The organism is Paenibacillus sp. FSL K6-2859, assembly GCF_038008265.1.
Taxonomy (GTDB): Bacteria; Bacillota; Bacilli; order Paenibacillales; family Paenibacillaceae; genus Paenibacillus_AQ; species Paenibacillus_AQ nitricinens.
In genome coordinates this window covers 6,474,535-6,498,127 of record NZ_JBBOYU010000001.1, presented here as the reverse complement: position 1 = coordinate 6,498,127, position 23,593 = coordinate 6,474,535, and the positions used below count along the sequence as shown (strand labels likewise).

The 23,593-nt window shown below is 46.0% G+C and carries 18 protein-coding genes; 15 read left to right on the top strand and 3 right to left on the bottom strand.

Features of this window, described 5'->3' with window-relative positions:
- The first annotated feature begins 109 nt into the window (after positions 1–109).
- Entirely contained in the window at positions 110–2,338 is a 2,229-nt protein-coding gene (locus MHB64_RS28975; RefSeq protein ID WP_094872074.1) for an MMPL family transporter, read from the top strand.
- A 149-nt stretch (positions 2,339–2,487) separates the two neighbouring features.
- On the opposite strand, the gene MHB64_RS28970 is transcribed toward MHB64_RS28975, so the two are convergent.
- The 3 genes from MHB64_RS28970 to MHB64_RS28960 all read right to left on the bottom strand — a co-directional run bounded on the left by MHB64_RS28970 (position 2,488) and on the right by MHB64_RS28960 (position 5,594).
- The gene (locus MHB64_RS28970) at positions 2,488–2,805 is read right to left on the bottom strand and encodes an antibiotic biosynthesis monooxygenase (protein ID WP_042131428.1); all 318 of its coding nucleotides are present in this window, start codon (positions 2,803–2,805) and stop codon (positions 2,488–2,490) included.
- A gap of 411 nt (positions 2,806–3,216) precedes the next feature.
- The gene (locus MHB64_RS28965) at positions 3,217–3,936 is read right to left on the bottom strand and encodes a 3-ketoacyl-ACP reductase (protein ID WP_094872075.1); all 720 of its coding nucleotides are present in this window, start codon (positions 3,934–3,936) and stop codon (positions 3,217–3,219) included.
- Positions 3,937–4,046: 110 nt separating this feature from the next.
- Positions 4,047–5,594: an FAD-dependent oxidoreductase gene (locus MHB64_RS28960; protein WP_094877340.1), complete on the bottom strand. Its 1,548-nt coding sequence runs from the start codon at positions 5,592–5,594 to the stop codon at positions 4,047–4,049.
- A 157-nt stretch (positions 5,595–5,751) separates the two neighbouring features.
- Between MHB64_RS28960 and MHB64_RS28955 the strand changes: the two genes are divergently transcribed.
- The 14 genes from MHB64_RS28955 to MHB64_RS28890 all read left to right on the top strand — a co-directional run bounded on the left by MHB64_RS28955 (position 5,752) and on the right by MHB64_RS28890 (position 23,370).
- Positions 5,752–7,110 carry a spore germination protein gene (locus tag MHB64_RS28955; protein WP_280787307.1) on the top strand — a complete coding sequence of 453 codons (1,359 nt, stop codon included), beginning with the start codon at positions 5,752–5,754 and terminating at the stop codon, positions 7,108–7,110.
- The gene (locus MHB64_RS28950; RefSeq protein WP_341135911.1) at positions 7,110–8,210 is read left to right on the top strand and encodes a GerAB/ArcD/ProY family transporter; all 1,101 of its coding nucleotides are present in this window, start codon (positions 7,110–7,112) and stop codon (positions 8,208–8,210) included. The genes MHB64_RS28955 and MHB64_RS28950 overlap by 1 nt, the downstream gene beginning before the upstream one ends.
- Positions 8,207–9,304, top strand: coding sequence for a Ger(x)C family spore germination protein (locus tag MHB64_RS28945; RefSeq protein WP_341135910.1), 1,098 nt, complete (start codon positions 8,207–8,209; stop codon positions 9,302–9,304). The genes MHB64_RS28950 and MHB64_RS28945 overlap by 4 nt, the downstream gene beginning before the upstream one ends.
- Before the next feature lie 91 nt (positions 9,305–9,395).
- Positions 9,396–9,791, top strand: a complete 396-nt coding sequence (locus MHB64_RS28940) for a Fur family transcriptional regulator (RefSeq protein WP_042131422.1) — start codon at positions 9,396–9,398, stop codon at positions 9,789–9,791.
- 228 nt (positions 9,792–10,019) lie between these two features.
- On the top strand, positions 10,020–12,017 hold the full coding sequence (locus MHB64_RS28935; protein WP_341135909.1) for a methyl-accepting chemotaxis protein: 1,998 nt from the start codon (positions 10,020–10,022) through the stop codon (positions 12,015–12,017).
- A 118-nt stretch (positions 12,018–12,135) separates the two neighbouring features.
- A complete protein-coding gene (locus MHB64_RS28930; RefSeq protein WP_341135908.1) occupies positions 12,136–12,948 on the top strand; it encodes a uroporphyrinogen-III synthase in 813 nt (270 codons plus the stop codon).
- Between the two features lie 206 nt (positions 12,949–13,154).
- Positions 13,155–13,793 carry a ThuA domain-containing protein gene (locus tag MHB64_RS28925; protein WP_042192549.1) on the top strand — a complete coding sequence of 213 codons (639 nt, stop codon included), beginning with the start codon at positions 13,155–13,157 and terminating at the stop codon, positions 13,791–13,793.
- 95 nt (positions 13,794–13,888) lie between these two features.
- A complete protein-coding gene (locus tag MHB64_RS28920; RefSeq protein ID WP_094872086.1) occupies positions 13,889–14,236 on the top strand; it encodes a phasin family protein in 348 nt (115 codons plus the stop codon).
- Positions 14,237–15,904 carry an ABC1 kinase family protein gene (locus MHB64_RS28915; RefSeq protein WP_341135907.1) on the top strand — a complete coding sequence of 556 codons (1,668 nt, stop codon included), beginning with the start codon at positions 14,237–14,239 and terminating at the stop codon, positions 15,902–15,904.
- A gap of 394 nt (positions 15,905–16,298) precedes the next feature.
- The gene (locus MHB64_RS28910; protein ID WP_094877334.1) at positions 16,299–18,101 is read left to right on the top strand and encodes a DEAD/DEAH box helicase; all 1,803 of its coding nucleotides are present in this window, start codon (positions 16,299–16,301) and stop codon (positions 18,099–18,101) included.
- 197 nt (positions 18,102–18,298) lie between these two features.
- On the top strand, positions 18,299–19,162 hold the full coding sequence (locus MHB64_RS28905; protein WP_094872091.1) for a M15 family metallopeptidase: 864 nt from the start codon (positions 18,299–18,301) through the stop codon (positions 19,160–19,162).
- 146 nt (positions 19,163–19,308) lie between these two features.
- Positions 19,309–19,785, top strand: coding sequence for a glutathione peroxidase (locus tag MHB64_RS28900; protein ID WP_094872092.1), 477 nt, complete (start codon positions 19,309–19,311; stop codon positions 19,783–19,785).
- Between the two features lie 250 nt (positions 19,786–20,035).
- Positions 20,036–21,670 (top strand): formate--tetrahydrofolate ligase, encoded by a 1,635-nt coding sequence (locus tag MHB64_RS28895; protein ID WP_341135906.1) that lies wholly within the window; start codon positions 20,036–20,038, stop codon positions 21,668–21,670.
- Positions 21,671–22,005: 335 nt separating this feature from the next.
- Entirely contained in the window at positions 22,006–23,370 is a 1,365-nt protein-coding gene (locus MHB64_RS28890) for an FAD-dependent oxidoreductase (protein WP_341135905.1), read from the top strand.
- The last annotated feature ends 223 nt before the right edge of the window (positions 23,371–23,593 follow it).

The window sequence follows — 23,593 nt, the reverse complement described above, 5'->3', positions numbered from 1 at the left end:
TTGATTTTTCGGAAAAATAAAAAAAGTTTGATTAAAAATTAAAGCATATATATGATAGAATTAAAAATGACCCGCGGCTCATTTTTAAGGCTGCAGGGTAAAGGAGAGGATGAAGGGAATGTCAGGCTACGGAAAATGGGTGGCAGGAAAAAAGACGAAGTGGATTACTCTTCTCGTGTGGATAGTGCTTGTAGGTGCACTTACCCTGTTATGGCCTGCAGTGAATTCTCAGGTTGCTAATAATGCGCCTAACCTCCCAGATGATGCACAGTCGGTACAGGCAGCAGCTATTGCAGAGCAGGAATTCCCTAGTGGAAGCGGAGTGCCTGCGCTGCTCGTATGGCATAGAGAAGGTGGGCTTTCACAAGATGATTTAGTACATATCACTGCTGTGTACAAGAAGTTGGAGCAGCAACCATTGCCCCATCAGAATTTTGTCCCTCCATTAGGACAGCTGCCGCCACAAGCACTACAGGCCTCGTTATCCGAGGATCTTAGTACGCTGGTAACCCCGGTGCTTTTTGATAAAACGGCAGATAGTGATCAGCTCGGCGAAGCTGTGACAGAAATGAAAAAGATCATAAACACGGAGACCGGTGGAGATCCGTCCACTGCTAAGGCGGATGGAAAAGACCTGAGTTTACGTGTTACGGGTCCAGTGGGTATATCTATCGATGCTACTGGACTGTTCCAGAACGCAGACGTTTCCTTGCTGATTGCTACGGTTGTGCTTGTACTGGTGTTCTTATTGGTGATTTATCGTTCGCCTATCTTGGCGTTTATTCCGCTTATTGCTGTTGGATTTGCTTATGGTATAACTAGTCCGATCCTTGGAAAAATGGCGCAAGAAGGCTGGATCACCGTGGATTCGCAGGCAGTCTCCATCATGACGGTTCTGTTGTTCGGTGCGGGTACGGACTATTGTTTGTTCCTGATTTCGCGATTCCGTCAGCTTCTGAAGATAGAGCAAAGCAAAACTCGTGCCCTGCTTCGTTCCATTACCGATTCTTCAGGGGCTATTGCAATGAGTGGTTTCACCGTTGTGCTTGCACTGTTCGCGCTATTACTGGCTAAGTATGGAGCATATCATCGCTTTGCAATACCGTTCAGTGTTTCGATTTTCATTATGGGAATTGCTAGCTTAACGCTTGTACCTGCACTTTTGGCGATCTTCGGACGGACCTCGTTCTTCCCATTCATTCCGCGCACGCCGCAAATGGAGGTTGAACGGGCTAAGGCTAAAGGGAAACCAGTTCCAGAACTTAAAGTCTCCCATAAAAAAGGGATTGGCGGATTTGTAGTTTCCAGGCCTTGGGCTATCGTAGGAGTGACCGTTATCGGACTGGGGATTCTGGCTTCATTCTCCAGTGGAATCAAGTTTACGTATGATATTCTCTCTTCTTTTCCTAAAAATATGGAGTCCCGCGAAGGGTTCGACCTCATCGGTAAGCAGTTTTCACCGGGCGAACTAGCTCCCGCTAAACTGATTATTAATACTAAGGGGCAAGCGAGTGGAGAGGACCTTAAAGTCATTCTCGGAGGGCTCACGTATGTGGATACGGTTTCTGATCCGCAGCAGGGCGCTGTGAACAAGGATATTCTGGGTTTTGATATCGAATTTAAGAACAATCCTTATTCACTTGAAGCGATGGGGCATATTCCAGCCCTTTTAGAAACGGCAGAGCAAGCGCTGATTGATGTAGGGGTAGAGAGTCCTTCAGATCATGTGTGGGTAAGTGGTCAGACAGCGACTCAGTATGATACCAAAAAAATCGGAGATCGCGACACCGATCTGATTATCCCTGTTGTTATCGGGTTGATCACTTTGCTGTTGTTGATATATCTGCGTTCGATAGTGGCAACTATTTATCTGGTCGGAACAGTTATTCTCTCCTTCTTCTCTGCACTTGGCTTAGGCTGGATTATCATTCACTATGTGATGGGTGCAGATGCTATTCAAGGAGCGATCCCGCTCTATTCCTTTGTATTCCTGGTGGCACTTGGAGAAGATTATAATATCTTTATGATCTCGAATATTTGGAAAAAGCGTAAGACCATGCCGCTTAAGCAGGCGATCGCGGAAGGCGTGAATGAGACCAGCTCAGTAATTACCTCGGCAGGCCTCATTCTGGCAGGTACTTTTGCTGTATTAGCTAGCTTACCGATTCAGGTGCTTGTGCAATTTGGTATCATCACCGCGCTAGGTATCCTACTTGATACCTTCGTAGTTCGTCCGTTCCTTGTGCCCGCTATTACGACACTTTTTGGCCGGTGGGCATTCTGGCCGGGGAAACATCAAGAGGTGGAGCAAGCTTTGCCTCATGTTAGTGAGCAATAAGCGACACACTTTAAAAAACAACAGGGATGTCTCAAAGCCATATCGGCTTAGGGCATCCCTGTTGTTTTTGTCGCGGCAGTCGTACTTTTGTTAATTGTAGACGTAAGTTATACGAATAGCTATTGGGACTAGTCGTCCAATCTCTACACTTAATTGCTGGTGCCAGGTGTTCGGCTGATCATCAGCTTATATTTGTCGATCGAAGCACCAAGAATGGCTTCATTCCCACCAGCACCGCGGTGTGATTGACGGAAGGAGTCACTGGAGGTCCAGCCTTTAAATGCCTCCTCATTCTCCCACATGGTACAGATTTTTAATTCCTCAACACCTTCTTTGGCACTTCCTTGCCAAACCTCCATGCGGACGAATCCTGGCATATCCTGTACACCATTATTTCCTCCAAAACGTTGAGCAATGGCTTCACCATGACCTTCTTTAACTTTAATAGTATTTGTGACTACCAGCATGTTAGGAAAACCTCCGTTCAGTAGTGTGATATCCATACATAAACATTAGGCTGAATATATAATTGCACTTTATACACTTAAAAGCTCTGATTCGTTAGAAAAGAAGCAATAAGTGTATTCTCTGCAACTAAATTAGATGAATCTGGCCAATGGTCGAGAATTTCCTACTTTTAGTTGCACAGAGTGCAATTAAAGTGTGACGGAGCCTCTTTTTACGCTGAATAGATGTACAAAGTGCAACTATCGGTTATTCGAACGTTATTCGAACGTCATTCGAACGTCAAATAGTATCCAGAGTTCGAGGTATAGAGGCATTCTATCGCACAAAGTGTAATCAGAGGATGGAGAAGAGCAGTCTTGAGGTTTTCTTCTCCACAAAGTACGGCTGGCGTAGAACCAGCCAGCTCTGTTTTATTGCGGATTCGTGGTCCAGAGTCCTGCTGTTTTTAGGAAGACACGATCCGGGAGCTTCAAGGCTGTTAAGGCCAATTCAGCTACATCCTCAGGCTGCATCATGCGGTCTTCGTCACCGATCTTAAGTCCAGCGTTGGAAGCTAGTCCAGTGTTTACAGTGCTTGGAGTCAAGGCTACGACGCGGATGTTGTGCTTACGCACCTCTTGTGCGAGGGCTTCGGTCATGCCCATCAGTGCAAACTTGGATGCGCAATAAGCCGAGCCTGTCGCGAAGCCACGCTCTCCCGCGGTAGAAGAGATATTGATGATATTTCCACCATTTTTCTCAATCATAGCTGGCAGTGCAGCGCGAGTTACATAATAGGTTCCGTAAAGATTGACTTGGATATGGCTTTCCCAATCGGCGGGGTCCATTTCTACTAATGTGCCGAATTTTGCAATTCCGGCATTGTTAATCAATGCGTCAAATGGTCCTAGCTCATTTTGCAGGTAAGCAACCGCACGTTCAGCCTCTTCGCGTACAGCGATATCCGCTACGGCAATGCTGACTTTCACGTCGTATACTTCCGTTAAAGCTGATTTTAACGCTTCGAGATCGCCTGAAGTTCTGGAGATCAGGCCCAAATTAGCACCTTCCTTAGCTAGTGCCATGGCTAAGGATTTGCCGATCCCTTTGCCCGCACCCGTAATCACAACACTCTTTCCTCTCAAATCCATCTCTAACGTCACGCTCCTTTAAACATTTTTGAAGCTAATGCTTCATTCATGTCCTATTATACCTGAATGCTATACGGCATTCACAACCGCCCCTGCCGAAGGACCTCAATTTATTCGTAAAGCTTCGTCAGTGGCACCGATGCAGGTCCTTCCAATACTTCTCCATCATAGGAGAAACGGGAGCCGTGGCAAGGGCAATCCCAAGAACGATCGCCGTCGTTCCATTCGCATTCACAGCCCATATGCGTACAAGTTCTGTCCACCAGATGAAGTTTACCTTCTGGATCTTTGTAGGCGCCAACCCGTTTGCCGTCATGGAAGACAACGGCTCCTTCGTCTGCCTCCAGGTCACTTGTCTTTTTGTGGACGATCTCAACTTTTCCCGCTACAAGCTCTTTTGCCACATTGGCATTTTGAACGAAGAAGCTCTTTAGGCTGGCGCCAACTTTGAAGCGGGATGGATCGTATAGCTCTGTATATGGATTATCTTTGCGCTGAATCTGATCCGAGATGATTTGAGCGGACAAGGTACCGCTTGTCATGCCCCATTTTCCGAATCCCGTAGCGATATAAATCTCTTCGTTGTCTGAAATCTTGCCGATGTAGGGAACCCTGTCCAGGGTAATTAAATCCTGTGCCGACCAGCGGTAAGGGATCGATTTGATGCCCAGCAAGTGACCTGCGAACAGTTCCAGATTCTCATAATGACCTATCGTGCAGATGCCTTGGCCTGTCTTATGATTCTCCCCACCTACGATAACCAGAGGATGTCCTTCCCACTCCACAGCACGCAGAGAACGGGTTGGTTCGCTGGCGCTTAAATACATTCCACCCTCAAAATCCGTTTCGGGCTGGATCGCCATACAATAGGAACGTTCAGCATGAAGTCGCGAGAAATATAACGCACCTCCATCGTAGAAGGGGAAATGAGAAGCCGACACAGCGTAACGGCAGGTGATGCGGTGGTCATTCTTTTCTGTAAAAAGCGTAAGCTTATCGTTCTTCTCCACCTTGTCCGTCATCATCGTATGCTCATAGATCACGCCACCTTTTTCCACGATAACCTTCAACAAGGCCTTCAGATATTGCAGGGGGTGAAAACGAGCTTGTCCTGGTAATTTAATCGCACCGCTCGCCATCAGAGGGATAGATACGTTATCCAGCCATTCACCGGGCAGACCCAATTGTTCATAGGCTTTATACTCTTCTTCCAACTCTTTAAGCGTTTTATGATCTTCAGCATCCGCGTATAGATAGGCTGCTTCACGTTTCATGCCGCAAGACACTTCAAGTTCTTCAGCTGTATTTATGATCCAATTCATAGCCCTATGATTTGATTGATAATAGAGAAGGGCGTTCTCTTTTCCGAAATGCTTCATCAAATGATTGTAGATTAATCCGTGCTGGGCAGAGATTTTGGCGCTTGTAAACCCCGTAGTACCGCTGAGAATTTCCCCTGCCTCCAATAGCGTGACCTTGTATCCAGCTTTGCTTAAGAGATAGGCTGTAGTAATGCCTGTAATCCCGCCGCCGATCACTGCGACATCTGTAGTAATATTTTCAGTCAGCTTTGGAAAAGTCGGTAAATCCGTAGTGTCTCTCCATAATGATTCAGGATATTGCGGGAGACCTTGCGTTATTTTACGATGTGGATCCATCTTATTATCCCTCCATCTATACAATACTCATTTCATTTATTACCACAGACCCGTTAAAAGAAACTCTGTGTTCATATGTGTAGTGCATGAATTCAGAGAAATAGTGCCAAAATAAGGTGACATCCGGGAAGCGCAGGATAATTAGGAGGGATGATCCATGTCAGTTCAACAGGATAAGCACGATGTTTTTCTGGAATGGATCAAGGGTGAATTGGACGGATTCGCCGATTTAATCGAAAGGACGCTCGTAGCGCCTTTTGGGCAGATCAACTTAATTTATATTAAAAGCGTTACAGATTCGCAGACACTCAGTCGCCATGTGATTACACCATTTTATGAGATGGGCGATACTAACGCTTACCTTGATTACATTACGACGTATCCGGGCACGGAAGAAGAGACTACGAAGGAAACAGCGATCAATCTTTTGCTTAGCGGATATGTTCTTCTTAGCATAAATGATGTGATTTGTTTTTATGACGCAATGAGTACGGAAAGTAGTGGTGTCAGTGAAACGTCTGCAGAAAGCATTTCTCAGGGACCTTCAGATGCGCTAACGGAGGATCTTGCGGTGAATCTGAACATGATTCGTCGGCGCTATCAATCCACTAATCTCAAAATGGAAACCATGGTCATCGGCGATGTCTCCAAAACAAAGGTGGCAATCCTATATGATACTAAGCGTGTTGATCATAATGTGTTAGAGGAATTAAGGGAGAAGATGAGTACCCTAAAGGTTGATATTTTGCAGGCAATGGGAGAACTTGAGAAATTTATAAGTAGTGACAGTCTGAGAATATTGCCCAAGTCCATTGTGACCGAAAGGCCTGATAGAGTCGTATTTAATTTGTCTGAAGGAAAAGTAGCGATACTCCTGGATACAACGGGATATGCGATAGTGCTGCCTTCCATATTTAACGATTTCTTTACATCCATGGATGATAAAATCCAATTTCCTATTGTGGGTCGGTTCTTAAAGCTACTCCGGATTATCGGTGTGTGCATGACGTTGTGGCTGCCTGCGATCTATGTAACACTTACCTCTTATAACCCCGAGATTATTCGTGTACAGGTTGCACTGCTCATTTCAGGTAGTCGTGCGACTGTGCCCTATCCATCTTTTGTAGAAGTGCTCTTAATGCTTATGATGATGGAATTTCTGACCGAGGCGAGTTTACGGCTTCCCAAGGCGATTGGTCCTACGGCCACGACGGTCGGAGGTCTAATCTTGGGTCAAGCAGCTACGGCTGCAGGGCTTGTAGGTAACATTATGATTATATTGGTCTCGGCCGTTGCAATATCCAATTTTCTGATTCCATTGAATATGATGAGCTTGTCGATACGCGTGCTGAAGTACATTTTTCTTATAGCTGCCGCTGTTCTAGGAATGGTTGGTGTAGTGATCTGTGTGGTGGGGTTCGCGATGTATTTATGCAATCAACGGAGTTTTGGACAACCCTATTTCAGGTTGTTTTTTCTTGATAACTTTGGTAAGAAGAAGGGCGGGAAATATTGATGGCCAAAAGCCGTTATTTCTACTGTCTTTTTCTGATGAACAGCTTGATTAATATCATTAATTTTGTTCCTAGGGAACTAATAGACAGACGTTTTTCAGGTGCTTTGATATCCATACTAATTGGAACGATTTTTGGCACTTTGTTTGTTTATATATTTACTGTATTGATTGCTAAGTTCCCCGGAGAGGGTTTTCCAGAAATATTTTACTCTTTGCTTCCTAAGAAGTTAGCCAGAACCTTGCTACTCCTTTTTGCTGGCTTATGGTGTATGGCTGGTGGGGTTACGCTACTTTCTTTTGTAGATATCACGCTGCGGTTTATCAGTCCGGATTCGAGTCCTTATACTGTTGTGATCAGTTTTTTAGTCCTGGTCTGCATCTGCTGTCGTTTCGATTCTCTATCCATCTTGTATGGGCTTGAAATCATTCTCAGCGTAACCTTACCGTTAATTATTTATGGCCTCGTAAAAGCATTGACCAATCCGGACTTCAATTGGGATTCTGTTCTGCAGGTCTTAACATACTTCTGGCATAAGCCGGACCTAATGAGCCTTTCGGCAGCTACCTTTTCTTTTAGTGGTTACTTAAACCTTGCTATATTTAATCGGGTATTTCATGGGCTGAAGCTAAAGCATGTTTGGATTTTAGGGGTGGAGGGACTGCTCGTACTTCTCTTAACCTTTTTGGTCCCCATCGGTTACTTTGGAACCATTGCAATTGATAGACATGTGTATACATGGTTCTCGACGGCCGACAGTATTCGGATGGAATCCTTTATTATTGAACGGATGCTGTTTATTTTTTATTTCGCCTATTTGAGTTTATCTCTGGTGAGTGTAATTGTTCATTGGCATGGAGGTCTAGAGCTTTTTAAAGGTGCCGTTTCATCTGTAAAAAAACAGTCCCCAAAAGCAGAGCAATGGAAAGAGTGGAGCATCCTAGTCTTGTTTAGCGCAATGGTTCTGTCCTTAATGGGGCTGAATCAATATCAACTTAACATGTTTGGTGCCTGGTTTCTGCAAATTCGCTGGTTTGGTGAGATGTTCATCATCGCTCTGTTATTTTATTGTTATCGCAAAGTTAGGAGGGGGAACCTGTGAGAAGATTCCTTGCCGGAATTGGGATTACCTTATTCCTTCTTCTTGCTGGTTGTGACTTCAAGGAGATTGATTTGCGGATTTTTGTGCTGGCGATCGGCGTTGATCAAGGTGCAGAAGAAGGCAATTTTAAGATTAGCTTGAAGCTTGCCATCCCTCAAGGGGATGTTACCAAGATTGATGAGAAGATGCAAATATTGACTGAGGAGTCTCCGAGCATTTCGGAAGCGCTTCGTAGAATGAAATCCAGAGTGGAAAAGGAGCTTGATTACTCCCATTGTAAATCGATTATTTTGGGGGAGGGGGTTGCGCGTAAAGACATTCTACATGTTATGGATTGGGCTGTGCGACGTAGAGATATGCAGCTTATTCTTAATTTCGCAATAGGGCGTCCGGAAGCACTTCAGGTTCTACAGGTAAGACCCCAATCGGAGCGGATCCCATCAAATTCTCTTATTCTGGCGATGAGTGGACAAGGCACGGAGTCTCCATTTATTTCTAGTGTATATTCCTTTCAGCTGATGAGAAATATTTATGAGAAGGGAATTGATCCGATTCTACCGATTATCGAGGCAAGAGGGGATAAGGAGTTTTTAATAAATAAAATTGCTCTGCTTAATAATGAGAAAATTAAAATGGTTCTTACTCCCAACGAAACACGGTTATATAATCTGCTGTCGCGCTCGAACTTACGAACTAATTTGCCGGCCCATTCAGAGGGAGTTATGTATCAGTACTACACAGAGAGATCGTCCTCAGACTACAAAATTCTGACGCCAGAGCACGGGAAAGCTACTATTCGATATCATATTAAGATTAGAGGGATTCTCGAAGAAAGTAGCAGTCCGGATCTGGTGACTAATGGTAAGTTGGAGGGGATTGCGGCAGCCGGGGGAAGAGAACTGGAACAAGATATATTATCGTTATTGACTAAAATTCAAGCTAGTGGTCTGGATCCATTTGGGTGGGGTCTGCACTATGGAGCCAGGCATTTTAATAATGATACCGAAATGGAAGTGTGGAAGGGGCTTTATGCGGGTCTCGATTTTCAGGTCAAAGCTGACGTTGACATCAAATATTCTGGATTGATTAAGTAGCTGAGAGAGTAAACAGTGGATAAAAGTGGGATTGACGTTCTTACGTTCGCGATTTATACTTGATCTAAAAATAAGTTAGAGGATGATAGCAATGAAAAGTCTAAATTTGACTTCCCAACGTCAAGCCGTTTACGATATCGTCCTTAATTCACATGACCATCCCACAGCCGCGGAAGTAATGAACCGGCTAGTAGAGCAAGGTCATAGCTTAGCATACGGTACTGTATATAACTCTCTTCGTTATCTTTCAGATAAACAAATGATTCGTGAGCTCAAGCTCGGTGAGGCTGCCAGCAGATATGATGCCCGCATGGATGATCACCAGCATATCATTTGTGAGGTTTGCGGTGCGGTTGATGAGGTAATGAACCAAGTTCCACGAGACTGGATGAACACAGTGGCCAAGGATACTGGTTACACGATTGGTCATGCTCATGTGGTATTCGGAGGCGTCTGCCCGAACTGCAAGAACAAGAACGTGAACTAGGGATGAAAGAACCGGAGCCTTTTGCTGCGGTAATGATAAGAAATAGGCTTATTTGAGTAGATCGCTCTCTTTGAGGCGGTCTTTTTGTTGCGTTTATATGACAATTCTTAAGAATGATGAGAAAAATGAAGAAAGATAGGAGGAAAATCGGTTCCAAAGAAGGATATATAATTATATAGTAAGTCTGGTAAATAAGTCCTTCTTTAAGACTCGAAGAGAGAGAGAGTGATGACAACTATGAACAAAAAAGCGGGTATGAGTATCCGAACCAAATTAATTCTTACATACCTACTAGTTCTGCTCTTACCCAGTATCATTATAGGTTGGCGTACCTATCAATCTGCCAGCCATGAAGTGGAAGATCATCTGGTGGGCAATGCTACTGAAAGTGTTGTGGCAGTAAATGAAATCATCAACTCGAATATTCAATCCAAAATAGATGCTATTTCTTATTTTGCCGCTGAGTTCACTGCTGAGAGTGCCAACAGGGAGGCAACTGGGCAGACGGCAGCTTCTATGGAATCCAGACTGAAGGAATATGCTGTGCTGCATCCTGATGTTCTAGACATCTATGTTAGTACAAGCAGAGGGGAATCTATCCATGCTTCGGAAGCCAAGCTACCTGAAGGCTACGATCCAAGGAAGGAAAGTGCTTATGTGAATTCTCTGAAGCACGGGAAGGGTGTGGTGATCTCTCCGGCCTTTCAAACCGTAAATCAGGAAACGGCAGTTGCCATATCAACGGTCCTGAAGAGCGGAGACGGGGTGGTTACCTTGAATCTCAATCTCTCCACTTTAGGAGCTTTGACCTCGGCTAAGGTTGGCAAGGAAGGATATATTATTATCCTTGATAACAGCAAGAAATATCTTGTTCATCCAACAGAGGTTATTGGGCAGGAATCATCGGCTGATTTTGTAAAAGAAATGTTCAAGGAAGAACAAGGTACCTTTGATTATGTTTACAAGGATACGCACAAAAAGATGACGTTTATGGTGAATGAGCTTACGGGCTGGAGAATCGGCGGTACGATAAGCATAGATGAAGTGACTTCGGCAACAAGCGGGATTCGCGATACAGCGCTGCTTGTTATCGTAGTTTCCGTTTTACTTGCACTGATCGTGGTTTATTTTAATATTCAATCTATTCTGAAGCCGCTTACCCGTCTGCGCAAAGCAACTGCAGTGATAGCTAAAGGGGATCTGTCCGAAGACATGGGGGCTTTCCGTAAAGATGAGATTGGTATGCTAGCAGAGAACTTTCAATTAATGGTGCTCAGTCTGCGCGAGATGATCATAGGTGTGCAGGAGATGACGAGTAATGTCTCCTCTTCAGCCGAAGAGCTAACTGCCAGTGCGGAGCAGAATGCTCAAACGATCGAACAAATGACGATAGCAATTCAGGAGGTAGCAGCAGGGACTGAACGGCAGGTAATTGGTGTACGAAAAGGAATGGAAAGTACAGCGGCGACGACCAGCGAAGTGGATCATATTTCTGTATATATGGAGCAGGTCTCTGCGATGATGGACAAGACTTCACTCTCTGCTTCGGAAGGAAATGATTCTGTCATCAGCGTGGTGGATAAGATCAATGGTATCGATAGAACGGTGGGTGAGCTTGGCAGTGTAATCGACAAGCTAAATGAAAGGACCGGTCAAATTGAGGGCATTGTCGGCGTCATCACAGGGATTGCCCGTCAGACCAATCTGTTAGCTCTCAATGCATCTATTGAGGCGGCCAGAGCTGGAGAGCATGGCCGTGGATTTGCCGTTGTTGCTGCTGAAGTGCGTAAGCTGGCAGAGGAATCAGAGAAATCAGCGCATTTGATTGCTGAGCAGATTACCGCCATTAATAGTGAGATGACACTGGTGACCCATACGATGGAAGACACAAAGCAGCGCGTAACCGAAGGGATTGAGGCCGTGGATACTTCCGGACGTTCTTTCTCCCGTATTCGTAGAGCGGTCAAGAGTGCCGCAGAGAAGATTGAGGCAATGGGTGGGGCTGTACAGACCTTATTGGTGGAATCAGATCACATGGAGAAGGCTATAGGAGAGATTCGTGGCATTTCTGAAGAAGCGGCTGTGAATACAGAGACCATCGCAACGGCAGCGCAAGAGCAGCTCGCTTCTGTTGAGGAGATGGCATCTTCATCTACCGATCTTAGCCATCTTGCAGAGGAACTGCAAAAGCTTGTGAGTAGCTTTAAAATACACTCCTCCAAGTAATGATATATATTTCATATAGGAAAACGATGCTTTTATCTTCCCTTTTGCAGCCCTTTGCAAGTATACTGATAAACAATAATGTTGGGTTAGGCAACGGAGAGAGGAGAGATAATAGTACATGGCAGAGCAACTGAAGGGGTTCACGGTCGCCTTGGCGGGTCCGCGCAAATCGGAAGAGATGGCCAAGCTGGTGCAAAATATGGGGGGGACGGCGTTATGCCGACCTGCTCAAGGTACTGTCTTTCTTGATGATGAGGCGTTGGAGGAAGGATTGAATTCATGGATTAGTGATCCGCCTTATTTGGTGATCCTTACCACAGGCATGGGACTGGATGCTCTCTTCCAAACGGCTGAACGCCTGAATATCGCTGAGCGTTTCTTAGAAGTCCTTTCTGGTTCTATTATTGCTGCACGGGGTTATAAGACAGTGAATGCTTTGAAAAAAAGAGGACTTACGCCGGAGGTTCGTGACGACGACGGAAGTACGATCGGATTGATTCGTGGGCTTCAATCTCTGGATTTGCAGGGCGAGGAGGTCGTACTGCAGCTGCACGGCGATCCAGCGCCTCGTATGCTCGAATGGCTGCAGGAGGCTGGGGCGAATACCCGCCAAGTGCTGCCGTATCGTCATACTCTACCAGAACCGGGTGAGCTTGAAAGATTGCTTACAGAAATCATAGAAGGTAAGATTGATGCCGTGGCTTTTACGAGTGCGCCACAATTTCGTTTCCTCTCTCAATTTGCTCGGGAACAGGGTAAGCTGGAGGAGATGCTGAAGTCTTTCGAGGATAAAGTGCTTGCTGTTTCTGTAGGGCGTATTACCTCTGAGGCACTTAAGGAAGAGGGCGTACAGCGTATCATCATGCCTGAGCATGAACGGATGGGGAGTATGATTGTAGAGCTGGGCAAATATGTGGGGGCGAATCGCTAGCCCACAATGTGCGGCAGCTTTACAAGATCGACGTTACCACACAGAAGCATTCCCGCCGGGTTCAATGGGTGGGGATGCTTTTTTACCCGGAAGAGAATGCCTTAAGAGTAGTAAACCTGCCATCTGCATGGACATTCGCAGCAGTTTTCCTTAGAATATAGGCAACATGTGATGAATAATAACAATGAATAAGGAGGAGGATCCCCATGGACAAAAGAAAATGTCTGTTACTTGGTGATTATACCCATCCCCGTTTCCATCCACTTCAAGGAGTGGACCAACAAATTAGCGAGATCTTAAATGATTTATTAACCGTTCAGTGTTCAGAAAATAAAAAAATGATGCGCATTGAGCATTTGGGAAGTTATGACTTATGCATTGCCTACAACGAATTATGGAATGAAACGGTATCTCCTCAGCAAACCGCTGGCCTACTCAGCTACGTGAGCGGTGGTGGAGGACTAATTGTTCTTCATACAGGTGCTTCATTGACGAAGCGTAACGAATTAGCTCAGCTGATCGGGGGCCGCTTTAATGGTCACACCGCTTACGAGCCAATGAATTTTAAGGTGCTGGAGCATGACATTACTGAGGGGGTTGAAGACTTCCAGCTGGATGAAGAGCCTTATCATTTCGAATTTGATCCGTTCACAGATCGGACTATTCTTCTTCAGTATGAATCGGAGGGGCAATGGCTTCCAGCTGCATGGTGCCACAGCTATGGTTTAGGACGAGTAGTATTCCTTATGCCTGGGCATCATGAGCCATCCTTCCGCCATCCAGCACTGCGTAAACTGATCTTGCAGGCAGCTACTTGGGCTGCACGCATTCCGGTAAGCAACTGAGTGATATCGCATTTTTTTGAAATACGCACACAGTGAGGTATACTTTAATCATCAACTCCGTTTGTAACGAAACGGAATCTTTGGGAGGAAGTACTATGAGTGATTTGTTTAAAAAAGCGATCTCTTTAGGAGTGGGCCTCACCATTGTTAGTAAGGAAAAAGTAGAAAAGGTTGTTGAGGAGCTAGTGAAGCGTGGGGAGCTTGCTCCTTCGGAGTCTAAGGCCCTAGTTGACCGTCTGATTGAACGCGGTGAAGAAGAGCGAGGTATGCTCAAGTCTGTTGTACAAGAACAAGTACAACGCGTGTTAAAGGAAATGAAGGTTCCTGCACAAAGTGATATTGATGAGCTGGAAGGCCGAATTGCTGTATTGGAGCGTCGATTGGCCGAGCTGGAGGGCATTTCCCATCTAGAAGGAACATCGGCGGAAACGCGTACGGACTAAATGGCAGTACGTATTAGACATGCCGGACGATACCGGTCCATTGCCATGGCGCTTATGCACCATGGTTTTGGCTATATGGTGGAGGAGCTGGGGCTCTATCATTTATTATCCCTTCCACGCCGTCTTGTAACGCAAGAAGCTCATACAAGTCTTACGCTCGGGGAGCGGATTCGGCTCGTATTGGAGGATTTGGGTCCAACCTTTATTAAGCTTGGACAACTCGCCAGTACCCGTTCGGATCTGCTGCCTGATTCTATTATTCAAGAATTGGTAAAACTACAGGATAATGTCCCCCCGTTCCCTGTGGAGCGCGTGCGCACGATTGTGGAGCATGAACTCGATCAACGGATGGATGAAATCTTTAATTCCTTTGAGGATACTCCCCTTGCGGCTGCGTCGATCGGTCAAGTGCATAGAGCTGTTCTTCATAGTGGGCAAGTGGTGGCTGTTAAAGTTCAGCGCCCTGGCATACTGCGAACGATGAGTAGAGATTTGGAAATTCTCAAAGATCTAAGTGCTCTTGCTGAGAAGCAGCTAGGCTGGGCAAGGCAATATCAGTTGTCCCGTATGGTAGAGGAATTCTCGAAATCTCTGCTTGGCGAGCTGGATTACGGCCAAGAAGGCCGCAATGCAGAGAAAATTGCTCAACAGATGGATTATGACGGAGTATACATCCCGGATATCTATTGGGACTACACGTCAGCACGGGTGCTGACGATGGAATATGTGGTAGGGATTACGCTGAGTCGTCGCGATGAGTTATTGAGTAACGGAGTTAAGCTTAAGGTTATCGCTCAGCAACTCGTGGAAATGATGCTAAGGCAAATCTTCATTCATGGCTTTTTTCATGCGGATCCGCATCCAGGGAATGTTATACGAATGGCTGATGGGAAGCTGGCTTTGATTGATTTTGGCATGATGGGTCGGCTGAACGAAGAGATGAAAGAGCAGCTGTCTGCGCTTGTCATCGCACTAATGCGCAAGAATACGGATGCGATGGTCCGGGCAATTTTGCGTCTCGGAGTCATCCCTGAGGATGCTGATCGAACGGCGTTGCATAATGATATGGATCGACTTCGCGAAGAGTATTATGATGTTCCGTTTAGTAAGATGAGCATAGGTAAAGCGCTAAATGATTTGTTTGGCATTGCTCGCAAGCATCAATTAGTCCTTCCGCCGGATCTAACGATGCTTGGTAAGACGATGCTGACGCTTGAGGGTGTCATTAGCAACTTGGATCCAACGATTAGCATTTTAGAGATGGCAGAGCCTTTTGGACGGGAACTTGTGAAGCAGCGATTTAGTGGTCCCCGATTGCAGCGCAAGCTCCTTGGAGGCGTAGCCGATTTAACGGAGAGTCTTCTAGAGCTTCCTGGGCAGGCAAGGCAGTTATCCGCGCTAATTAGTAAGGGGAAAATAAAGGTGGAGGTAGTGGCACCTGAGATAAAGAATTTAGAGCGAAAGCTGGACCGGGTTGGGAACCGCTTAGCGTTTAGTATTGTGATGCTTGCGTTCAGTATCATCATGGTTGGACTCATTATTGGCACTGCAATGCGCGGTCAGCCTTCAGTGTTATGGAATTTCCCTACAGTGGAGATTGGCGGCGTAGTAGCGCTTCTGATGTTCTTATGGTTGATCTTTGCGATTTTTAAATCAGGAAGGTTCTAACCTACAACTACAGGATAGAATAATTATTATTCTGCAGTTTCACACAAATGCCGTTCTATCAAGTACAATATAAAAGATAACTTTCTAAGCTTAACTTTACTTCTATTGTATAAAGTGGAATGGAACGCAAATGGAGTGCCGTCTAAACGTCCGGTGGATCGCTGCTGCCCAGAAACCGAACTTTGACCGCACTCTTTTAACGGGTCAAGGGATACATGGGACGGAAGAATGCCGGTGACGGGGTTCTTCCGCTTTTGTTTGAATATAGCTGAATCGGAAGCATACGCCCCCAAAAGGACAGTCGGGTAGGGGCTGCCTGAATAGGGCTTTGGAAGACGGAAGTTAAGTAAGAGATGTAATCAAATTTAACTGAGAAAATAGTGAGGTGGAGAATTTGCCGGGATTTAAAGAATTAGGTGTTTCAGAATTACTGTGTACATTGCTTCAAGGTCAAGGCATCGTTAAGCCTACACCAGTGCAACAGGAAGCAATACCGCCATTGGTGCAGGGTCTGGATGTAATTGCAAGAGCGAAGACAGGTACAGGGAAGACATTAGCTTTCTTGCTGCCAATTATGGACAAGATCCACACGGAGCGAGCTTATCCGCAGGCGCTAATTATGGCTCCAACTCGTGAGCTCGCTTTGCAGATTACAGAAGAGGCACGAAAGCTGGCGCGTCATACGGATATCAAAATCCTGGCCGTTTATGGTGGTCAGGATGTTGAGAAGCAGCTGCGTAAGCTCGAAGGCGGCAGACATCTTATTATCGGTACACCGGGTAGACTGCTAGATCATATGCGCCGGGAGACGCTCGATCTTAGTGGCGTTAAGATGCTCGTTCTGGACGAAGCGGATCAAATGCTGCATATGGGATTCTTGGAGGATGTAGAGACCATTATTACGGCTGTTCCTTATCGCCGTCAAACGATGTTGTTCTCTGCGACGATGCCAGATCCGATTAAACGTCTCGCAGCTAATTACATGAAAGAGCCTCTGGATATCATTATTAAGAGTGGTTCTCCGATTCCGCTGGATAATATCAAACAGCAAGTCGTGGAAGTCTCAGATCGTAATAAAGAAGAGGCACTCAAAGCATTGATTGAACGGGATCGTCCTTACTTGGCTATTATTTTCTGCCGGACTAAACGTCGGGTGTCCAAGCTGAACGAAGCACTCCAAGCAGCAGGTTATGATTGTGATGAGCTGCACGGCGATTTGTCTCAAGGTAAACGTGAAGGTGTAATGAAGAGATTCCGTGATGCGAAGCTGCAGCTTCTTGTAGCTACAGATGTAGCGGCTCGGGGGCTGGATGTCGAAGGTATCACCCATATCTTTAACTACGATATGCCACTTGATGTGGATAGCTATATTCACCGGATCGGCCGGACAGGCCGTGCCGGAGGTAAAGGGCTTGCAATCACGTTCACTTCTCCACGTGAGCAAGATGGACTAGATTTGATTGAGCACGGCATATCGCAGCGCCTGGATCGTCGCCGTTACGACAAGGATGAATTCGGCGTTGGCGAATTCGTTGCAGTACAAGGCGGCGGACGCCACGGCGGTCGTCAAAGCGGTGGTGCTGAGGCAGCGCGTACGGGCCGCGGACCAAAGACCGGCGGCTCTGGCCGCGGCGGAGCTCCGCGCGGCGAAGGCGGAGCGCGGCAAGGTGGCCGCGGCCGCGGTAAGGAAGCAGGCGGCTGGGGTGCGCCTGCAGAAGGTCGCCGCGGCGGCCGTTCTGATGCGGCGGCTGGCAAGCGTGGCGGCAGCGGTTATGACGCTGCCGCTCCAAAGGGCGGCGGCAAGGCTGCAGGCGTAGTGCGAGTAGGCGGCGGCTATGGCGCCTTCGCCTCCAGAGGCGAGGCGCCCGCCAGCGGCAACGCGGCAGCGCCTAGCACTGGTTCGCGCGTTGCGAACCGCAAGGGCGGACCAAGCACTGGCTACAGCGAGAACGTAGCCAGAGGTGCAGACGGTGGTGCCTACGTTGGAGGCACGCCACGAGGCGGCTTAGGCAGCGGCTACGGTGCAAGCCCGTCTAGAGGCGGCGGTAAAGGTGGAAAAGGTAGCAAAGGCGGTTACGGTGGTGCCAAGGGTGGCGCTGGTAAAGGTGGCCGCAACGGCGGAAACTCTGGCTCCTCACGCGGTGGACGTGGCAGCTCCGGCGGCTTTAAAAGCGGCGGCAGAGGCACATCCAGATAAAGTAAGTGGAATTTCATAGCTAAAACTTGTTACCATAGGGAAGTTAGCAGACAAGCTAATCACCTATGGTAACTTTATTTTGTGGGCAGATTTGAGCGATATTTGTCTAAAAAAGGATCTTAGTGTAACATTTTTGAAGGAAAGCCTGTCTAATAGATAAATATAGTGTTTCGACTTCGAGGAGGAAGAACTTGCAGATGTCTAAAAAATTAAAAATATTAGTCTTGTTAATTGTCGTTATTGCTGTTGGGTGGGGGATTGGGAAGTATACGACGCCTTCTCCTTCTGCTTCAGATAGTAGCGGTTCCAATATAAATGTGCAGGATGATCTTCAAGCTAAGCCTGGTGAAGATGGTAATAGCACTGAAGAGGGCATAACAGACCCAGTGGTAGCTAATCCATCTAATACAACGGATCCCTCTGATCCGTCCGAACCGGATAGTAACGGCAAGGGAAATAGCACTGATGATTCTTTTAAAGGGCCTGACAGCATAGCTGTGATGGTAAATAAGGAGTATGGACTGCCTGATAATTATAAACCAGCCGATCTTGTCTACCCGGATGTACGGTTTACATTTAAAGAGAAAATTGAAAAACGTATGATGCGCAGTGAAGCTGCCAAAGCTTTAGAGAAAATGTTCGCAGGTGCGGAGGACGACGGAATTTATTTGGCTGGTGTCTCAGCTTACCGTTCTCAGAAAACCCAGACGACACTGTATAATCGTTATGTAGAGAAAGACGGAGAAGAAATGGCCCGCACATACAGTGCCGTACCGGGCTACAGTGAGCATCAGACAGGACTTGCTATCGATGTCTCAGGAAGTGATGGAAAATGTGCTGCGGAGAGCTGTTTCGGTGGGACGAAGGAAGCGGAGTGGCTGGCACAGCATGTAGCGGAATATGGTTTTATCATCCGCTATCCAGAAGGTAAGCAGGACATTACAGGATATAAGTATGAGCCTTGGCATATTCGTTATGTAGGCAAGGATATAGCTACTTATATCGTGGATAAAGATATTACACTGGAAGAATATTATGATGTTGTACCGGTATCCAAATAACAGAATCATAGAGAGCAGTCCTAAGCAATATATAGGGCTGCTTTTTTCTTTCTTTGTGGTTAGAGAGTTTCGATAAGTTGCATTCTATTACAGTTCGGGTAAGATACGTAGTGTAGTCTAAGTACATGGAAGGAAGGGGAATAACGATGTCGATCTACAATTTTTCCGGTGTTACGCCTTCGGGTAAAGAAGTGTCATTCACGGAGTATGAAGGTAAGGTGCTGCTGATTGCCAATACGGCGAGCAAATGTGGGCTTACACCGCAGTATGGAGATCTCCAAAAGCTGTACGAGCAGTATGGGGATCAGGGACTTGTAGTATTAGGATTCCCCTGTAACCAATTTGCGGGTCAGGAGCCGGGTACAAGTGAAGAGGCAGAAGAATTCTGTCAGATTAATTATGGCGTTACCTTTCCTGTGTTTGCCAAAGTGGATGTGAATGGACCGGACGCCAGCCCTCTTTTTAATTATTTAAAAGAGCAGCAACCCGGTGCTGGAGACAGCAGCGACATTAGCTGGAATTTCACGAAGTTCCTTATAGATCGTAGCGGCCGTGTTGTCGCTCGGGTTGAGCCTAAGGAATCACCAGAAACGATGTCAGAACAGATTGAGTCCTTATTGTAGATTATTTAGGGACTGATGAATTGTTCTTTTACAAGTATCCCTTCGATCTCGGTCTTTGGCCGAGCTTCGACGGGATTTTCTTTTTTTACATAGGAATATAGAATAGGCGCCTTAAATTTTGTTGTGATAAATTATACTTGACGCTTTACAGAGACCATGTATCCTTTGAAGAGAATGTAATGCCCATGCAAAATATGCATAAAGCGTGGAATACAGCAGGATAATAACGGCAGGAGGGTTCAATACGAGCATGAAGTTAATTACAGAGGTAGCAGCACAAGCGGGAATTGACGAAGAGCATCTGGAACTATACGGCAAATATAAAAGTAAACTATCACCGTCCTTATGGGAAGACATGAAGAACAAACCAGATGGCAAGCTGGTATTGGTCACTGCGGTGAATCCAACCCCTGCTGGCGAAGGGAAGACCTTAACAACCATTGGGCTGGCACAGGCATTGAACGCAGCAGGAGTAAAAACAGTGGCTGCCTTGCGTGAACCATCCCTCGGACCATGCTTAGGCATGAAAGGTGGTGCCACGGGCGGCGGCAAGTCACAGATTATTCCGGCAGATGAGATTAATTTGCACTTTACGGGTGATATTCATGCGGTGACTTCTGCACATAATTTATTGTCTGCGATGATTGACAATCATATCTTCCAAGGTAATGAGCTGGGTCTTGATCCGCAGCGTATCGTTTGGAAACGCGTGATGGATATGAATGATCGTAGTCTGCGGAATATCGTGACAGGACTCGGAGATGGAAATGGAGCTGTGCGGGAAAGTGGATTTCAGATTACAACAGCTTCTGAGATTATGGCTGTATTATGCCTATGTGATAATCTGAGTGATCTCAAAAAGCGTCTGAACCGTATTTTGATTGGATATGACCAAGAAGGACAGCCTGTAACGGCCGAGCAAATAGGGGCAGTTGAAGCGATGACAGCGCTGCTGAAGGAAGCAGTTAAGCCTAATCTGGTGCAGACCCTGGAGGGCACTCCTGTTATTGTACACGGTGGTCCATTTGCGAATATCGCCCATGGCTGCAGTAGTGTTATCGGTACTCGATATGCACTCAAGCTGGGAGATGTTGTTGTTACGGAAGCAGGCTTCGGAGCGGATCTTGGTGCAGAGAAATTCATGGATATCAAATGCCGGCAAGCGGGTCTAACCCCTTCAGCGGCAGTGCTTGTCGTGACGGTGAAATCCTTGAAATATAACGGTGGTGTACCTAAGAATGAGCTCCAAACCGAGAACCGGACGGCGCTGCGCTCTGGATTGTCTAATTTGGAGCGCCATGTAGAGAATCTCGGCAAATTTGGAGTACCTGTTCTTGTTGCTATTAATCATTTTGAAGGGGATAGCCCAGAAGAGATTAATGACGTTGTGGAAGCTTGTCGACGATTGAACGTTCCTGCGGCAATATCCAAGGTGTGGGCAGAAGGTAGTGCGGGCGGACAAGAGTTGGCTTCGGAACTAAAGAAACTTCTGGACCAGAGAGATACTGAACGTTTTGCTCCTCTGTATGAGAATGAACTCGACATCTCTTCCAAAATCACCAAGATTGTTCGTGAAATTTACCGTGGTGCGGAGGTTAACTTTTCCCCTGCGGCTAAACGCAGTCTAGCGGTGATTGAGCGCCTTGGGTTAAATAATCTTCAAGTATGTATGGCGAAGACCCCTTATTCCTTCTCAGATCAGCCTAGACTTCTTGGCGCTCCAGAAGGTTTCACGGTAGGTATCCGTGATATTACCCTTTCGCTCGGTGCAGGGTTTGCTGTAGTGATTACGGGCAATATTGTTACGATGCCAGGTCTACCGGCTAAGCCTGCTGCTGAGGCACTATGGATGGATGAGGATGGCGTAATTCACGGTTTGGTGTAGATTTATTTTATGATCAGGCTTTTCCCTGTGGTTTAGGGGGAAGCCTTTTTTGCGCGTTATAAGAAAGTATATCCTGAGGGGGCAGAACATAATGTTCTACGCCCATGGCAAAGCTAACGAGGTCGCAATCGGCAGCAGTGACGGAAAATGCTTAAAATTGTGAACAATCTGAGAATATAGGCGAAAAGACTTGTAATGTGATAAATATCACAATATAATCAGTTTATAAAGTGAAATAAATCACAATTAACTCATCGGTGATCAGATATCTAATTTGGTCAGTCAAGCAATTCGAATATATAACCAGGTTGTCCATTTGAAGGAGGAAGAAAATAATGAAAGTAGCTGTCATTGGATGTACCCATGCCGGAACTGCCGCAATTGTAAATACTGCTAAGCTTCACCCGGAAGCCGAGATTACGGTGTATGAGCGTAATGATAATATTTCTTTCTTATCCTGTGGAATTGCTTTATATGTAGGTGGAGTGGTCAAGGACCCACACGGGCTATTCTATTCTTCCCCTGAGAAGCTTGCTGAGCTTGGTGTAAAGACCAACATGCGTCATGAAGTGACTGTTGTGGATACGAAGTCCAAAACATTGCGTGTTCGCAATTTGGCAACCGGACAGGAGTTTGACGATACCTACGATAAGCTGATAATGACTACGGGATCATGGCCTATTGTGCCGAAGCTCGAAGGGATTGAGCTGGAAGGCGTCTTACTTTGCAAGAACTATGATCATTCCAATACCATTATAGAAAAAGCTAAACAAGCAAATAAAATCACAGTTGTAGGTGCTGGATATATCGGCGTTGAGTTGGTGGAAGCCTTCCAAATGAACGGAAAGCAAGTTACGCTCATTGATGGTGAGGATCGTATTTTGAATAAATATTTAGACCCAGAGTTTACTGCGCCGATCGAACAATCCTTTAAGGACCATGGTATTAAATTAGCGCTGAATGAGAAGGTAAGTTCTTTTGCTGGTGAAGGTGGTAAAGTTACCAAGGTTATCACAAGTGAAGGGGAGCATGAGACGGATCTTGTAATTCTCTGCATCGGCTTCCGTCCAAATACTGAGCTGTTAAAAGGTCAAGTGGATATGCTGCCAAATGGCGCAATTCTGGTCAATGATTATATGCAAACCAGTTGCCCAGATGTGTATGCCGCTGGTGACAGCTGTGCGATTCATTACAACCCTACAGGTAAGCACGCTTATATTCCACTGGCAACCAATGCAGTACGGATGGGCACATTGGTCGCACATAACTTAGTGACAGAGACGATTCCTTATATGGGCACTCAAGGGACTTCGGGCATTAAAATTTATGAAGATAATATCGCTGCTACAGGTCTTACTGAAGAAGGGGCTAAGGCTGAAGGGATGGATGTAGAAACTACCATGATTATTGACAACTACCGTCCAGAATTTATGCCAACCTTCGAGCAGGTACAATTAAAAGTGGTATTTGATCGCGCCACACGCCGCATTCTCGGAGCGCAAATCTTGTCCAAGACGGATTTGACGCAATCAATCAACACAGTATCTGTATGTATTCAAAATAAAATGACAATCGATCAGCTTGCCTTTATCGATTTCTTCTTCCAACCTCATTACAACAAGCCTTGGAACTTCCTGAATACAGTTGGCCTCGAATCGCTACCAGCATCAGTACCAAGCAAAGAGGCAGTAACCGTATAATTTAATTGCCTGTGAACAATAAAGGTGGGTAAACCGGAGCCATATATGGCTCCGGTTTTTTGTGATTGAAGCTGGTACTATATACCTTTAAAATAATATGGAGCTTATCCTTACAAATGTAATTATGGATGCGCTTCGTTAAATTTGACATGTCAGTGAAAAGTTTCACTTAGTTTTTCATTAAGTGATAATTATCACGTTAATGTGTTTTATGACACGCTAC

Excerpts from the sequence above, each read along its gene's own strand:
- MHB64_RS28955 (WP_280787307.1), top strand. The coding sequence starts at position 5,752 with ATGTCAGTTCAACAGGATAAGCACGATGTTTTTCTGGAATGGATCAAG.
- MHB64_RS28905 (WP_094872091.1), top strand. The coding sequence starts at position 18,299 with ATGTCTAAAAAATTAAAAATATTAGTCTTGTTAATTGTCGTTATTGCT.
- MHB64_RS28925 (WP_042192549.1), top strand. The coding sequence starts at position 13,155 with ATGGACAAAAGAAAATGTCTGTTACTTGGTGATTATACCCATCCCCGT.
- MHB64_RS28890 (WP_341135905.1), top strand. The coding sequence starts at position 22,006 with ATGAAAGTAGCTGTCATTGGATGTACCCATGCCGGAACTGCCGCAATT.
- MHB64_RS28965 (WP_094872075.1), bottom strand. The coding sequence starts at position 3,936 with ATGGATTTGAGAGGAAAGAGTGTTGTGATTACGGGTGCGGGCAAAGGG.
- MHB64_RS28920 (WP_094872086.1), top strand. The coding sequence starts at position 13,889 with ATGAGTGATTTGTTTAAAAAAGCGATCTCTTTAGGAGTGGGCCTCACC.
- MHB64_RS28915 (WP_341135907.1), top strand. The coding sequence starts at position 14,237 with ATGGCAGTACGTATTAGACATGCCGGACGATACCGGTCCATTGCCATG.
- MHB64_RS28930 (WP_341135908.1), top strand. The coding sequence starts at position 12,136 with ATGGCAGAGCAACTGAAGGGGTTCACGGTCGCCTTGGCGGGTCCGCGC.
- MHB64_RS28940 (WP_042131422.1), top strand. The coding sequence starts at position 9,396 with ATGAAAAGTCTAAATTTGACTTCCCAACGTCAAGCCGTTTACGATATC.
- MHB64_RS28935 (WP_341135909.1), top strand. The coding sequence starts at position 10,020 with ATGACAACTATGAACAAAAAAGCGGGTATGAGTATCCGAACCAAATTA.
- MHB64_RS28970 (WP_042131428.1), bottom strand. The coding sequence starts at position 2,805 with ATGCTGGTAGTCACAAATACTATTAAAGTTAAAGAAGGTCATGGTGAA.
- MHB64_RS28975 (WP_094872074.1), top strand. The coding sequence starts at position 110 with ATGAAGGGAATGTCAGGCTACGGAAAATGGGTGGCAGGAAAAAAGACG.
- MHB64_RS28950 (WP_341135911.1), top strand. The coding sequence starts at position 7,110 with ATGGCCAAAAGCCGTTATTTCTACTGTCTTTTTCTGATGAACAGCTTG.
- MHB64_RS28895 (WP_341135906.1), top strand. The coding sequence starts at position 20,036 with ATGAAGTTAATTACAGAGGTAGCAGCACAAGCGGGAATTGACGAAGAG.
- MHB64_RS28900 (WP_094872092.1), top strand. The coding sequence starts at position 19,309 with ATGTCGATCTACAATTTTTCCGGTGTTACGCCTTCGGGTAAAGAAGTG.
- MHB64_RS28960 (WP_094877340.1), bottom strand. The coding sequence starts at position 5,594 with ATGGATCCACATCGTAAAATAACGCAAGGTCTCCCGCAATATCCTGAA.